General features: G+C 62.7%; 13 protein-coding genes. 7 read left to right on the top strand and 6 right to left on the bottom strand.

All coding sequences use genetic code 11. The features are described from left to right. The first annotated feature begins 20 nt into the window (after positions 1 to 20). Both ABIE52_RS22650 and ABIE52_RS22645 read left to right on the top strand, forming a co-directional pair. On the top strand, positions 21 to 962 hold the full coding sequence (locus ABIE52_RS22650; RefSeq protein ID WP_003946000.1) for an ABC transporter substrate-binding protein: 942 nt from the start codon (positions 21 to 23) through the stop codon (positions 960 to 962). A 240-nt stretch (positions 963 to 1202) separates the two neighbouring features. Then, positions 1203 to 2453, top strand: coding sequence for a reverse transcriptase family protein (locus ABIE52_RS22645; RefSeq protein WP_192712624.1), 1251 nt, complete (start codon positions 1203 to 1205; stop codon positions 2451 to 2453). 13 nt (positions 2454 to 2466) lie between these two features. On the opposite strand, the gene ABIE52_RS22640 is transcribed toward ABIE52_RS22645, so the two are convergent. The 3 genes from ABIE52_RS22640 to ABIE52_RS22630 are packed head-to-tail and all read right to left on the bottom strand — an operon-like array spanning position 2467 to position 4487. Then, a complete protein-coding gene (locus ABIE52_RS22640) occupies positions 2467 to 2853 on the bottom strand; it encodes a RidA family protein (RefSeq protein WP_003946047.1) in 387 nt (128 codons plus the stop codon). Between the two features lie 42 nt (positions 2854 to 2895). Then, complete coding sequence (locus ABIE52_RS22635) at positions 2896 to 3708, bottom strand: alpha/beta fold hydrolase (protein WP_007735499.1); 813 nt, start codon at positions 3706 to 3708, stop codon at positions 2896 to 2898. Positions 3709 to 3710: 2 nt separating this feature from the next. Beyond that, the gene (locus ABIE52_RS22630; protein WP_192712623.1) at positions 3711 to 4487 is read right to left on the bottom strand and encodes an IclR family transcriptional regulator; all 777 of its coding nucleotides are present in this window, start codon (positions 4485 to 4487) and stop codon (positions 3711 to 3713) included. A gap of 195 nt (positions 4488 to 4682) precedes the next feature. On the opposite strand from ABIE52_RS22630, the gene ABIE52_RS22625 reads away from it, so the two are divergent. The 5 genes from ABIE52_RS22625 to ABIE52_RS22605 are packed head-to-tail and all read left to right on the top strand — an operon-like array spanning position 4683 to position 9107. Continuing rightward, complete coding sequence (locus tag ABIE52_RS22625; RefSeq protein ID WP_054187227.1) at positions 4683 to 5687, top strand: ABC transporter substrate-binding protein; 1005 nt, start codon at positions 4683 to 4685, stop codon at positions 5685 to 5687. Positions 5688 to 5697: 10 nt separating this feature from the next. Next, positions 5698 to 6480, top strand: coding sequence for an ABC transporter permease (locus ABIE52_RS22620; RefSeq protein WP_007735497.1), 783 nt, complete (start codon positions 5698 to 5700; stop codon positions 6478 to 6480). 2 nt (positions 6481 to 6482) lie between these two features. After that, positions 6483 to 7265, top strand: coding sequence for an ABC transporter permease (locus tag ABIE52_RS22615; protein ID WP_354541585.1), 783 nt, complete (start codon positions 6483 to 6485; stop codon positions 7263 to 7265). Continuing rightward, positions 7265 to 8074: an ABC transporter ATP-binding protein gene (locus tag ABIE52_RS22610; RefSeq protein ID WP_161120461.1), complete on the top strand. Its 810-nt coding sequence runs from the start codon at positions 7265 to 7267 to the stop codon at positions 8072 to 8074. The genes ABIE52_RS22615 and ABIE52_RS22610 overlap by 1 nt, the downstream gene beginning before the upstream one ends. A 22-nt stretch (positions 8075 to 8096) precedes the next feature. Then, positions 8097 to 9107: a YdcF family protein gene (locus ABIE52_RS22605; RefSeq protein ID WP_050656900.1), complete on the top strand. Its 1011-nt coding sequence runs from the start codon at positions 8097 to 8099 to the stop codon at positions 9105 to 9107. A 6-nt stretch (positions 9108 to 9113) separates the two neighbouring features. On the opposite strand, the gene ABIE52_RS22600 is transcribed toward ABIE52_RS22605, so the two are convergent. From ABIE52_RS22600 to ABIE52_RS22590, 3 genes are read right to left on the bottom strand one after another with little or no spacing between them, the layout of a single operon-like run. After that, a complete protein-coding gene (locus ABIE52_RS22600; RefSeq protein WP_003945973.1) occupies positions 9114 to 9947 on the bottom strand; it encodes an NmrA family NAD(P)-binding protein in 834 nt (277 codons plus the stop codon). Between the two features lie 14 nt (positions 9948 to 9961). Continuing rightward, positions 9962 to 11905 carry a hydantoinase B/oxoprolinase family protein gene (locus tag ABIE52_RS22595; protein ID WP_007735492.1) on the bottom strand — a complete coding sequence of 648 codons (1944 nt, stop codon included), beginning with the start codon at positions 11903 to 11905 and terminating at the stop codon, positions 9962 to 9964. Next, positions 11905 to 14004, bottom strand: a complete 2100-nt coding sequence (locus tag ABIE52_RS22590) for a hydantoinase/oxoprolinase family protein (RefSeq protein ID WP_007735491.1) — start codon at positions 14002 to 14004, stop codon at positions 11905 to 11907. Before ABIE52_RS22590 ends, ABIE52_RS22595 begins: the two co-directional genes overlap by 1 nt. Positions 14005 to 14048 lie beyond the last annotated feature (44 nt).

The following is a 14048-nucleotide window of genomic DNA, read 5'->3' as shown; positions in this document are numbered from 1 at the left end:
AACAGGAAACCGTAGATCTCATGACCGTTCGCGTCGGATACTTCCCACACAACAATTCGCTGTTCGTACTGCGCCACACCGGAATCCTCGAACGCCGTCTCCCGGACGTCGAGTGGGTGGACCTGCGTGAGCTTCCCGCCAAGCCTGCAGTCAACCCGGAAAACGCCTTGCCGACCCTGCACTCGGACTGGCTGTTCGAGGAGGGCGGATACGACGTGATCGGAACCGGATTCACGCCGCCCGTCACCGGATTGGCTCAGGGCCGCGATCTCGTCTACATCGGAATCTCCGGCCCACGTGTGGAGAACGGGCGCCTGGTAGTCAAGGCGGAGTCCGAGATCAACACGGTTGAGGACCTGCGTGGCAAGCGCGTCGGCATCGCGCACGGATCGTGGCAGACCACACTTTTGTTGTTCGCCTTGGATCAGGCGGGGCTGACCTGGTCCGACATCGTCCCCGTCGACACCGACGTACGCGGTGGTGGAGCGGACCTCGTCGACGGCACCATCGATGCCTGGGTTGGCGCGTACCCGGGGCTGACGGACATCGAAGCGAACCACGAACTGCGCACGCTGATCGCCACCGACGGACTCTTCAGCCACCCCTCACTGTGGTTCACCCGGCGCGATTTCGCGGATACCAACCCGGAGGCCCTCCAGGCGATCATCGAGGCCCTGCAGGAATCCGACGCCTGGATCGAAGCCAACCCCCGCGAAGCCGCCCAGGTCTTCGTCGACGACGTCGAGAAGCGTGGCGGGTCCGCGAGCCTCGATGCCTGGGAAGCTGCACTGCGCGGACGTCCTTTCGGTGTCAACCCTGTCACCGACGAGTTCCTGGACGAGCAGCAGCGCGCGGCCGATCTCCTGCTGAGCAACGGACTACTGCCGAAAGCGGTCACCGTCCGCGAAGCAGTCGTGCCGTGGATCAGCGAGTTCGTCGGTTCGGATCGTTCGTCGATCTGAGGACCCACTCCTGACAGATCCGCTTCACACGTGACAGATACCGAACGGTCTGCCATTGTGAAGGAATGCGGCGGCGCGTGGGTGAGAGTTGGTCCACGCGACCAGTCTCAGGGGTAACCCCTGGGTCGGCCAGAAGAATTGGATACTGCGTCCACCGGCGTTCGGCACGCTCCGCGTGCTTGCCGCCGCACCGGACAAAGGATTTGGTCACCCCGCCCCGTCGCATCCCGGAGTCGAATCATGCGTGACTTCGAGCTCGATCCCGAGTTGGCGCGTCGTCTGGCCGTTGCGGCCGCTGACGCTCCGTGGACCCTCAGCGGCCTCGAGGAGGCATTCGGAACCGTCTTCGGCGTTTCCCCGACGCTCCTGGCCGTGCGCGTTCTCGACCTCACGCCCGCTCCACCGTTCGAACCGCAGACTCTGTATCGATTGCTTCGCGAACTACCTCGCCTGCGGCCTGTTCCTCTCTCACTGGACACCAATGAAACCTCGGTGTGGCGGTTCGACGTTCCCCGCTACAACACCAGTGTGGACCTGGCTCGTTCACTGGATCTGACGATCTCCGAACTCGAGTGGTTCGCCGACCGAGGGGAATGGCTCCGCACGAAACCCCGACCGCTACGCCACTACCGGCCGATGCAGATCAGCAAGAAGGCCGGCGCTCGCCTCCTCGAGGTACCGAAACCCCGATTGCGCGAAATTCAGCGGAAGATCCTGCGCCGCATCCTCGACCTGGTGCCCCCGCACGACGCGGCACACGGATTTGTCCGTGGTCGAAGCCCTCTGACTTTTGCAGCGCCGCACGCACAGTCGGAAATCGTGATCGGCGCGGACCTCGCGCAGTTCTTCCCTTCGATCAGCGGCAGCCGCGTTCATGCCGTCTTCGCCGCCCTCGGCTATCCACCCGCAGTGGCAGGCGTTCTCACCGGATTGTGCACTGTTGCAACGCCTGCCGATACCCTGCGCGGCCTACCGTATGCACAGGCATCACAGCTACGCACCGCGCATCTTCCGCAAGGCGCACCCACTTCTCCTGCACTGGCGAATCTCGTCGCACGCAAACTCGACATCCGCTTGAGTGGACTCGCACAAGCGAACTGGCTCACCTACACCCGATACGCCGACGACCTCGCGTTCTCCGGAATCGAAGTAGTCGACGTCGGCACCCTCCTCTGGACGGTCGAGCAGTTCGCCAGAGACGAAGGGTTTGCCATCCATCCACGAAAGACCAAGGTGATGCGCCCTCATCGACGCCAACACCTCACCGGGCTGGTGATCAACGACCAACCCTCGTATCCGCGCGACGACTACGATCGCTTGCGCGCCCTGCTGCACAATGCCGCCAGTACTTCTGCGCAGGAACAGAATCGGGATGGCGTGGAGAACTTCCGCGCCCACATCTACGGCCGGATCGCGCACATCGGCGAAACCAGCACTACACGCCGACGCACATTGCTGCGCCTGGCTGAACGTGTGGATTGGGACGGTTAGTGCCCGCGAGCAGTCAGACCCGCGGGGTGTAGGCCATGCATTCGACTTCCATGTGCGCACCCAGCGCCAGTCCGTCTGTTCCGAACGCACTGCGGGCCGGCAGTCTCGACGCCGGGAAGTACTCGAGGTAGACCTTGTTGAACTCCTGCCAACGTGACATGTCGTCAAGCATGACAGTGCATTTGAAGATCGCTTCGACACCGGAACCGTAGGCGATCAGCGAAGCCACGATATTCTCCATCGTCTGGCGAGCCTGCGCTTCGAAGCCGTCTGCCAAGGTCCCGTCGGGAAGCATGCCGATCTGACCCGACAGATACAGAACGTCTCCGACGCGCACTCCGGTGGAGAACGGCGTATCGAAAGCGGGTGGGATGAACTCGACGGTCTGAGATGAATCCATTAGATCTCCTCGGAGTTGGAATATGCGTGACGAGTTGGCGTTTCAGTGCACTGGGCGCGCACGAACATCGGCCAGGAAGTGCGCCACCAACTCGTTCCACGCGTGTGGGTCCTCGAAGTAGGGGGAGTGGCCGCGGTCGGCAAGCTCGACCACTTCGGCGTGAGGCAGGAACTCGGCGGCGCCGCGAATCCGCTCGGGTGTCATCAAATCGTCCAGCTCACCTGCGATCAGGAGAACCGGCGCAGCCACCGCCGCGAGTTCGGCCACCGAATAGTTGTGGGCCTTGAGAATTCGGAAGAACTCGGTGTCAGGTGGGCGATGGCCGAAGGTGCCGAGAGCTTGGTACAGGTATGCCCTCGCCATGTCCAAGCTCGGCAACCGTCCGCCCACAGCGGGATGCTCCCCCAGGGGCCGCGCGGTGACGGGTGCTGCGGTGAGGGGAGGTGCGCTGTCCGGACCGAATCCGACGGGAATGCCGCCGGTCGTGCAGGCCAGGACTACCGACTCCACCCGGTCCGGAACAGCGATCGCGGTCCCCAATGCGGCCCAACCGCCCATCGACTGGCCGACCACGTGCGCTCGATCAACCGCCAACAGGTCCATGATTTCGATCAGATCAGAGACTGCCGCTACCGGGCCGTGGTTGCCGTTCTCGTTGGTAGAGCGTCCGAATCCTCGCTGATCCCAGCTGATCACCCGATAGTGCTGAGCGAAGTAGGGCACCTGCTGGTACCAGACGGCCGCATTTCCGCCGAGACCGTGCGTGAGAATCAGATCCGGGCCCTCGCCGGCAGTCTCGTACCAGACCCGTTCGCCGTCTGCGACGGTGATGAAGCCCTCGGTCCGTGAAATCATCCTTATTCTCCTGTGTCGGACGGGCGCTTGCCCGAAGTGTGGTCAGTGAGGAGTTGCTGCACTTCATCGGTGGCCCGCAGCAGGTGTTCTTCGACCATTCGCGTCGTCTTCTCATCGAAGTCGGTATCGAAACCGATCACCGTCAACGCACAGAGCGGAGACCCCTTGCGGGAAGACACTGCACGCGAGACCGAACCGATGATGTCCTGAGATCGTTTGTGGACAACGGCGAATCCGGTTTTCTGCGTCTCGGCGATGTCGGCGAGAAAGCCGGTGGGTCCTTCCAGCGGATAGCCGCTCTTCTCCACCATCGCCAGGTAGGGCGCCCGGGTGTTGTCCTCGAGTGCCGCCACCAACGCGAGCGGACCCGCGAACCGGTGCGGCGGAAGCAGATCCCCGAGCATCCGAGTGATCATCTTGAGTCTCTCGGGACGCAGCGCCGCGATGATCCGCGTCCCGCCGCTCTCGAGAACCTGCAGATTCACCATCATGTCCGTGCTCTCGGACAGCACCCGCATGGTCGGATCGCACAAGGCCGCCAACGAATGCGCTGCCGCTTCGTGGGAAACCTGCAGTGCAGCCGGGCCGGGGAGATAGCGACCGTCGTAGCGGAAGACCCAACCACGGTTCGCGAGTTCTCCGAGCACTCGGTGCGCAGTCGGGCGGAGCATCCCGACTTCTTCTGCCAGTTCGCTGAGCTTCATCGGCGTGGTCGAGCGCGCGATGGCCTCGAGTAGATCCAGCGCTTTGTCGACGGCGGACGCAGAACCCTTCGTCATCCGATCCCCTCCCGGTGCCGTGGATGTACCCGGCGATCCGAAATCTCGTGTTCTTGGAAAACCCTTGGCATTCGCCTAGGAAATTACTATAGTCACAACAATCGTTCCGGCATACGGAATTCTTTGAGCGTCTTCACCTTCCCACCGGATTACCGGCAAGGAAGTCATATCTTTCCCAGCGAGAGGTTTTCGGACATGACGGTTGGACTTACCCTTCGGTCGGCACCACGGTTCAGAGTTGTTGCCCTAGCCGCGGTCGCGACCGCGGCATTGGCACTGACAGGCTGTTCGAGCGACGCCACGGCCTCCGACGACGGGGGCACCCAGACCACCACGATTCGAATCGCACCTCAGCCGATCGCGGACTTCGCACCGATTTGGCTCGGCATGGAGCAGGGGTACTTCACCGATGAGGGACTCGACATCCAACTCGTGGAGGGCGGCGCTAGTTCCTCGGCTCAAATTCCGTTGCTGCTCAGCGGAAATGCAGATATGGCAGCCACGACTGCCGCTGCCGCAATTCAGGCACGGAGCCAGAACATGCCCGTCACCATTGTCGGCGGGCTCACGAATTTTGCCGCAAATGACAGCGTCGACCAGTCCGGTCTCGTGGTCGCCAAGGACAGTTCCATCAGCGGCTTCCGTGACCTCGAAGGCAAGACCGTCGCGATCAGCGGTTTGAAGTCCGTCAGCGAAGCAGTCATCTCTGCCGCGGTGGAGAAATCCGGCGGAGCAGCGAACAAGGTCTCGTTCATTCAGGCGCCCATGCCCAACCTCGGCGACCTGGTTTCCACCGGCGGGGCCGACGCGGCATTCCTCATCGATCCGTTCCTGAGTAAAGCAACCGACTCGGGGCTGAAGATCCTCGGCCACCCCTTCCCCTTGGCCGCACCCGGTGTGCCAGGGACCTCGCTGGTCGCTTCGGAATCGTTTGTCAATGCGAACCCTGACTCACTCGCTAAATTCCGTACCGCGCTTGCCAAATCAGTTGACTACGCCAATCAGAATCCGGGCGCGGTCAAGGCTGCACTCTCGACACAAGCCAAGATTCCGCTCGAAATGCTGGCCAACAGCAAGAATCCTCAGTTCGTCGCAGTAGTGGAACCGGGTGCTCTCGGCACGGAGATCGAACTGCTGGTCAAGTACGGGGTACTGACGGATTCGGTCGAGGCCGAATCCCTGCTGACCCCGGCCAACTGAGTTGTCCGCCTTGACAACCCTGCAGACTCGCCGCAGGCAGGTTCTGCTCGGTCGGCTGCTGACGCTCTTCGCGTTGGCAGCCGCCTGGCAGATCTTCGGAATGCTCGGCGACGAGGACGTCAAAGGTATTCCGAAGTTCAGCGACGTGGCAGTGGCCTTTGTGAACGAGCTCGGCACGTCCTCGTTGTGGACATCACTGGGACAAACGGTGACCACCACGGCGATCGGATTGGCGCTGTGCCTGGTGATCGGAATCCCGGCAGGGCTGCTGCTCGCCGCGCACCCGTTCCTGACGGTCTCCTCCCGCTTCGTCATCGACTTCTGCCGAACCGTTCCGCCGCTCGCAATCATTCCGCTCTTTCTGCTGATCATGGGCCCGACGCAACGGATGGCGGTGGCACTGATCGTGGCAGTAAGTGTGTGGCCGATTCTGCTCCAGACGATTCACGGTGTGCGCAACGTCGACCCGGAACTGCTGGCCACCGCACGATCCTTCCGACTTCCACTGTGGCGCAGGCTCGCTCTCGTCGTCGCACCGGCATCGATGCCCTACATCTTCACCGGGATTCGCATCTCGGCAACACTGAGCTTGCTGCTGACCATCGGTGCAGAATTGATCGCCGGCGTGCCGGGACTCGGTAAGGAGATCCTGCTGAGCCAATCCGTCCCCGATCGAATGTTCGCACTGATCATCGTCGCCGGACTACTCGGAATGCTGCTCGCCTTCGCCGTGATGGCGATCGAGAATCGTTTACTTGCCTGGCATTACATCCCGAGGAGGATGACGACGTGAAGATGATGTCAGGACTTCGACTCCTCGCGTGGGAGTTGTGGCTGCCGATCTTGATCGTCGTCGTATGGTACTTCGGTTCGGAGTCGAGCAAGTCGCCTTACTTCCCGCCGCTGTCGCGTATCTGGAAAGCGTTTGTGGACAACTGGTTCGGTCCGGGATTCGCCCACGATGTCGTACCGAGCTTGACCAACCTTGCCTTCGGTTTCGCCGTGGCACTGGTGGTCGGCGTCGGCGCCGGTCTCCTGCTGGCACTGTTCCCGCTGGCTGCCGACATTGCCGATCCGTTTCTCCAGTTCTTCCGCGCTATTCCGGCGCTGGCCGTATTACCCGCTCTTTTCATCGTTTTCGGAACCGGTTCGACGGGTAACGTTGCCGCCATCGCCTTCGGCGCGGTCTGGCCGATACTCCTCAACACCCTCGACGGCATTCGCTCCATCGACCCGAGTATCCGATTGGTGGCGCGCAGCTACCGGATCCGTACACCCCTCCTGGTGACGCAGGTACTCCTCCCCGGAGCGATGCCGCAGATAACAGTCGGTATCCGTACCAGTCTCGCGATCGGTGTCGTCATCATGGTCGGCAGCGAAATGTATGTATCCACTGCAGGAATCGGTCACTTCGTGATCGTCGCGCAACAGACCTTCGCGATCGCGGACATGTGGTCCGGAATTCTCCTGCTGGGAATCATCGGATACGTGCTCAACCTCGGATACGGCGTGATCGAACGATGGTTGCTCAGATGGCAGCCGCGGACCCACGACGCTCTCGCAGTGAAAGGAAACTGATGTCATCCACAGAATCTGCGGCATCGAAACCCGCAGTCGAACTGAGCGGCCTCGGGGTGACCTACGGCGGTCCCACCGGCCGCGAAGTGCTCCGCGGCATCGATCTGTCCGTTGCACCCGGAGAAATCGTCTGCATCGTCGGCCATTCCGGCATCGGCAAGAGCACGCTGATTCGTTGCATCGCCGGTCTGCAGAAGCCGACCACCGGTGAGGTCCGCATCGCCGGGATCGCGATCGATGCACCGCCGGCCACGCTGGCTCTCGTGTCACAGGACTACGGACGCACACTGATGCCGTGGCTTCGAGTGGGCGAGAACGTTCGCCTGCCGCTACGGGGCAACGGTCTGGCGCGGAAGGTTCAGAACGAGAGGGTTAGCGATGCACTTGCCGTTGTCGGTCTAGGCGGTGCTGCGCGTTCCTACCCCTGGCAGTTGTCCGGCGGAATGCAGCAGAGAGTGGCGATAGCTCGCGCTCTCGCCTATCGGCCGCAGGTACTCCTCATGGACGAACCCTTCGCGTCGGTCGATGCGCAGACCCGCGCGGAACTCGAAGACCTGCTACTGACGCTTCAGCGTGATCTTGGCATCACCGTCCTCCTCGTCACCCACGACGTCGACGAATCGGTGTACCTGTCCGATCGAGTGGTCGTCCTCGGCGGAACTCCGGCATTGACGCAGGACATCGTCGACGTCCCGTTGACCGGAGCTCGAGATCAACTGACCACCAAGGCAGACCCACTGTTCATCGAGTGCCGTACCAGGGTCCTGTCCGCGATCCAGCAGTCGAAGGTGGTGGCGCCCGTGTCGTAAGCGCCTCGCCTAGGCTGGCTCCGTGATCCTTCTCCTCATCGGCCTCGCGCTGCTCGGATTCTGCGGCTACCGGTTCAGGCAGGATCGACGGAGGCTGAGCAACGGCGTCTACCTACTTCTCGGACTGATCTTCACCGGTCTGTGGATGTTGCAGTCGGGTGCGCCGGGAACCGAGGTCCCGTCGTTCGTCATCGCGACGATCGCTCTGCTCTCGCCGTTGCTGGTGCTCATGCTTGCAGGATTCCTGATCGTCAACGGAGTCACGATGCTGCGGCGCGAGGGATTCAGCGTCGCGAATCTGCTCTCACTCGTCGCCGGACTCGGCCTGCTCGTTCCCTACGTGTTGCTCGCATCAGCGCTGCTGACGCAGAGATATTGGCTCGCAGTCGTTCTCGGTTCGTTCAGCCTGGTCGCGTCGTACCTGGGGTTTCTGTTCACGAGCTTTCTGCTCTACTCCTACGTCTACGGACGCCAGAAGTACCAGCCCGGGATGGACGCGATAGTGGTTCACGGCGCCGGGCTTTCGGGCGCCGACGTGACACCCCTGCTTGCCAGCCGTCTGGACAAGGCGGCCGACGTCTTTCGCGCCGAGGTCCGCGAAGGACGTTCACCACTGTTGGTCGTGAGCGGTGGGAAGGGTTCGGACGAGGTGGTCAGCGAGGCGGAGGCAATGTGCGTCTACCTCGTCGATCACGGGATACCGCGCGAGAGCGTGATTCTCGAGGACCGCTCGACCACCACGCTCGAGAACCTCGAGTACACCAGGGACCTTCTCCGTGCCAACACCACGAAGCCTCGAATGGTGCTGGTCACCAGCAACTTCCACATCCTCCGAACTGCGACGTTTGCCCGAAGCCTCGATCTGGATGCGGAAGTCATCGGTTCCCACACCGCCCGGTACTACCTGCCGAGCGCCATTCTGCGCGAGTTCGCCGCCGTCACGGTGGAGCACAAGTGGCTCAACGGAACGGTCTGCCTGATCCTGGCCGCCCTGCCCCCACTGGTGGTCTGGGCGGCAGGAGGCATTTCGTAGCCGGATTCAGCGAATCAGGCTCTCGACGGCCATCGGTCGGCGACCCAGAAGCAGTTCGACGGCCGCGCTGCCGGCAAGAAAATCGTGGTGGTTGTAGAACTCGAACATCGCCGCCAGACGCGAGCTGGCGTTGACGTCAAGGCTGCTGCCGATCTGTTCGCGCCATTGATCCACGCTGATCTGATCTATCGCGACGGTCCGTGACGTCTGCTTTTCCACCATCTGTGCCACCTCCATGACGCTCAGAGCTTGCGGGCCGCCCACCTCGTACGTCGCTCCGTGATGTTCACCCGAGCCCTCGCTCAGTACGACCGCGGCAACAGCCGCCACGTCCGCCAAACTCACGAACGAGAACTTCGTTTCCGCGCTGTACGGCAGGACGATGGTGTCAGACCGACCAGTGAGTACCGCCTCGAAATTCTGCGCGTACGCACATGGTTGCAGCACAGTCCATTTCAAGGGTGAACGATGCAGCTCGTCCTCACACCTGGCTTTGTCCAGGTGATGCGGCATGGACGGGCTGAACGGCCACGCGACGGAGTGATAGACAAAGTGCTCCACTCCCGCCGATGCCGCTGCCGTCAGCGCATTGCGAAGCAGTGCGGGCTCGTCGGGATGGACGTTCGGGGCAATGAAGTACACGCCTCGGCACCCGGCGAGCGCCTTGCGCAGTCCGCTTCCGGTTTCCAGTTCTACCTCGAAGTCCCCGTCGACACGCGCCTTTCGCACCAGTCGCCGAACTGTCACGCTCGGCGGCAGTGCAGCGACGACTGCCTCACCGGTCTTACCCGCGGCGCCGATCACCGCGATGTCGGCGCCGCGAGCAATTCCGTTCTCCATGAGAGTTTTCCGTCCTAGACGTAGTCGTAGACCGCTGAGGTGGCGCCACCGGAAAGCTGCGCGTAGCCCGGACCCCGATCGAAGAAGGGTTCGTTCTCACCGCGTTCCGAGCGCAACTGATCCCGTAGCTCCGTGGTAGCAGCCTCGTCGACGGTCGGCTCGTCACCCTCGATCACGACGACAACGCCGTAGTCGTCGCGTGCACCCTCTACGGAAACCTTGCGCCACTGAATGTCTCGCAAGACCTCTTCGGTCGGGCGCTCCAGTGGATCTCCCCAACCGCCACCACCGGTGGTGCGAATCCGTACGACCTCGCCGGCCTTGATCGGCTCGGCATCGGTCAGCGCGTCGAACTCACGCTCGTTCGGTCCACCCGGATCCAGGACGACGGAGAACGGCCGACCGGCCTTGCCGCCCTTGACTCCCCAGCAGGCGAGGATCGAACGGTCCGCGATGGACATGAAGTGAGCATCCTTGAGCATGCGGATGTGCTTCTCGTATCCCAGACCGCCGCGGTAGCGTCCGGCTCCGCCCGAATCCATGGCCAGACCGAGCTTTTCGACGATGAAGGGGAAACGGCTCTCGGTGAATTCGGTCGGCAGGTTCCGTGAATCGGGAACGACGTGAATCGTGTCCTCGCCGTCGGCGTAGTAGCGTCCGCCGGAACCTCCGCCGAGCACCTCACGCATGAGGTACGAGTGACCCTCGAAGTCCTCACCGTAAACACCGGTGTACCTGATGGTCTCCTGATCGGCGGGCATGTTGCCGTCCACAGCCTTGGCCACGACGCCGGCCAGCACTCCGAGCAGACGGAGGATGACAAACGTGCGCGCGTTGGTGGGAGCGGGGAAGATCGGGGTGATCAGTGTTCCCTTCTCGGGGAACTTCATCTCGATCAGCGGTACGACGCCCTCGTTGACATCCAGTTCGGCCATGCGCTCCGGGGTGTCCGCGAGGTTACGCAGAATCGGGGCCAACCACTTGATGAGGAAGTTTCCGTCCGCGTAGTCACCGCAGTGGTTGATCGGACCCTTTGCCTGCGGTCCGGTTCCGTTGAAGTCCAGGATGAGTCGCTCGCCGCCCTCGTCCTCCGGCCGCGTCTTCGTGAGCGTGATGCGCTGGATGTGGAGCATCGGCTCGTCGACGCCGTCGTGCTCGGCGTAGTCCTCCCACGTGTACTCACCGACCGGGATCTTGCTGAGGATCTCGCGACGGTACGTCTCGGTGGTCGCGTCCATCATCGCGTCGAAGCACGACTCGACGGTGTCGACGCCGTAGCGCTCGAACAATTCGGTGAGTCGACGCGCACCCATCAGGCACGCCGAGCACTCGGCGTCGAGGTCAGCTGCCAACGCATCCGGCATACGGGAGTTACGCGTCATGATGCGCAGTGCCGCCTCGTTGGGAACTCCCTGGTCCCACAGTTTGATCGGCGGAACCATCAGTCCCTCTTCGTACACCGTGGTGGCGCCGGACGGCATGGAGCCGGGGCAGCAACCGCCGATGTCGTCGTGGTGACCGAATGCCTGAACGAACGCAACAACCTTCGGCTCGGCATCGGGAGTGACGCGGGCGAAGACAGGCACCGTGACGCAGAGGTCGGGGAGATGGCCGATGCCACCTTCGGACAGGTAGACGTCGTTGTGGAAGTACACGTCTCCCGGCTTCATCGTCTCGAGTGGGAAGTCCCGGGCGATCGGATGCACCAGCGCGGAATACGAACGGCCCGTGAGCTTGCGGAGGTTCCGGTCGTGAATACCGGCGCGGAAATCGTGAGCGTCACGGATCATCGGTGAGCGCGAGGTGCGCGAAATGGAGGTCTCGACCTCCATTTCCACGCTGGCGAGGTAACCGGCGACGATCTCGACCAAAATCGGATCAGGTGACGCGCCGTCGGTAGCGGTGAGTCGGTACGGCTTGGCCGCGGTGGCAGCAGCAGCATCGAGAATGGCGGTCATCACTTCACTCCGTTCGAGTCGGAAGACTTCGAGATACGAATGTTCCCGAAGGTGTCGATACGTGCCGAGAATCCGGGATGGATCGGGACAGTCGAGCTGAACTCCTCGATCACGGCCGGTCCTTCGATGACGTCACCCGCACCGAGCAGTGTGCGATCGTAGGTGGCCGTTTCGACCCAGCTGTCGAAATACGATTGACGCGAACCGGTTCGAGCGGTGTCGGCGCCGGTGCCGGCCGGGATCTCCTTGAGCGTCGGACGCTTGATCGGGCCGATGCCACTCACGCGCAGGTTGACCCATTCCACGTGCTGCGACGGGTCTCCCCGGAAGTCGTAGCCGTACAGCTCGCGGTGCGCCTGGTGGAACGCCTCGGCCGCGTCGTCCATGATCTGCGTCGTGACGGTACCTTCCGCCACCGGGACGCGTACCTCGAAGGCCTGACCGAGGTAACGCAGATCCGCAGTGCGAGAGTACTTGCGCTGCGTCTCGTCGAAACCCTCTTCGGCAAGCGCGATCTCGGCTTCGCCGGCCAGCGCGTCGAACTGGCTCTGCAGGTCTTCAGCCTTCAACCGGTCGTGACGACTGACGTGCGTCTGGACGTAGTCGTTGCGGACATCGACCGTCAGCAGACCGAACGCGGAGACGTTACCCGGATTGAGCGGGACGAGAACGTCTTTCAGACCCAGGATGTCGACGAGACGGCAGGCGAGCAGGGAGCCGGAGCCGCCGAACGTCACGAGGGTGAAGTCGCGAACGTCGAGGCCACGCTTGACGGTGATCTGACGCAGGGCGTTGGCCTGGTTCCATGCCGAGACCTCGAGGACGCCGACCGCGCACTCTTCGAAGCCCAGACTGAGCTGTGTTGCAAGCTCTTCGAGGCCCTTGCGTGCCAATTCCGTGTCGAGAGGAATCTCGCCACCGAGTAGGTGGGGTGGGATGCGACCGAGCAGGACGTGCGCGTCGGTGATGGTCGGTTCGCTGCCGCCCTTGCCGTAGCACAACGGTCCGGGATCGGCCCCGGCCGACTGAGGGCCGACTCGGAGGGTGTGTTCCGGCGTCATCCACGCGATCGACCCACCACCGGCGCCGACGGTCACGACGTCGATCATCGGGATCTTCGACGGGTAGTTGCCTACTCGCCCTTCGGTGGTCAGCGCGGGCTCGCCGCGAACCACGACGGTGACATCCGTCGACGTTCCGCCGCCGTCACAGGTCAACACCTGCTCGACGCCGGCGGCGTCGGCGATCAGCGCAGCACCGAGGGCTCCGGCGGCCGGTCCCGACAGGACTGTCGTAATAGGCTGGTGAACAACCTCTTTGGCCGACAGGACACCTCCGTTGGACTTCATGACGTAGAACGGGATGTCGCGGGGTTCACCGTCGGTGGTCGAGAACTCACGCAGACGATTCGCGATGTTGTTCACGTAGTTGCGGATGTTCGGCTTGACCGCGGCGTCCACGAGTGTGGTGATGGACCGCTCGTATTCGCGGTACTCACGCAGCACCTGGCTCGAGATGCTCACCGTCGCATCGGGGAAAACTTCGAAGAGGATGTCGCGTACGCGCTCCTCGTGCGTCGGATCGGCGTACGAGTGCATGAGGCAGACGCCGATGGTCCGGATCCCGCGGTCCTTGAAGAACTGCGCTGCGCTGCGAACGCTCTCTTCGTCGAGCGGACGAATCTCGCTGCCGTCGAAGGAAAGGCGTCCACCGACGGTGCGTACACGATCGGCGGGGACGATGCGTTCGGGCTTGACCCAGAAGTACGAGTTGCCGTAACCGTCCGGCACCGACTGACGAGCGATCTCGAGAACGTGCTCGTAGCCCTCAGTGGTGATGAAGCCGAGGTTCTCGACCTTGCCTTCGAGCAGCTTGTTCGTCGCTACGGTCGTGCCGTGGCTGACCGCACCGATGGAGTCGCCACTCTCACCGAGCTTGGCGAGTACCTTCTCGATACCGGCGAGAAAGCCCTCGGCGGGGTCCGCCGGGGTGGACGGGGTCTTGGTGGTGACGATGGCGCCGGTTTCGTCGTCCACTGCCACGATGTCGGTGAACGTTCCGCCGGTATCGATACCGACCCGAATCTTCCTGGGTTCCACGCTTCCTCCTGAGATCTTTGGCTCGTCTCGTCTGGTACCGATCG

This window comes from Rhodococcus sp. OAS809 (assembly GCF_040546695.1).
GTDB classification, from domain to species: Bacteria; Actinomycetota; Actinomycetes; order Mycobacteriales; family Mycobacteriaceae; genus Rhodococcus_F; species Rhodococcus_F qingshengii.
Note: the sequence above shows the minus strand (reverse complement) of the source record. Positions and strands in the feature narration are given on the sequence as shown.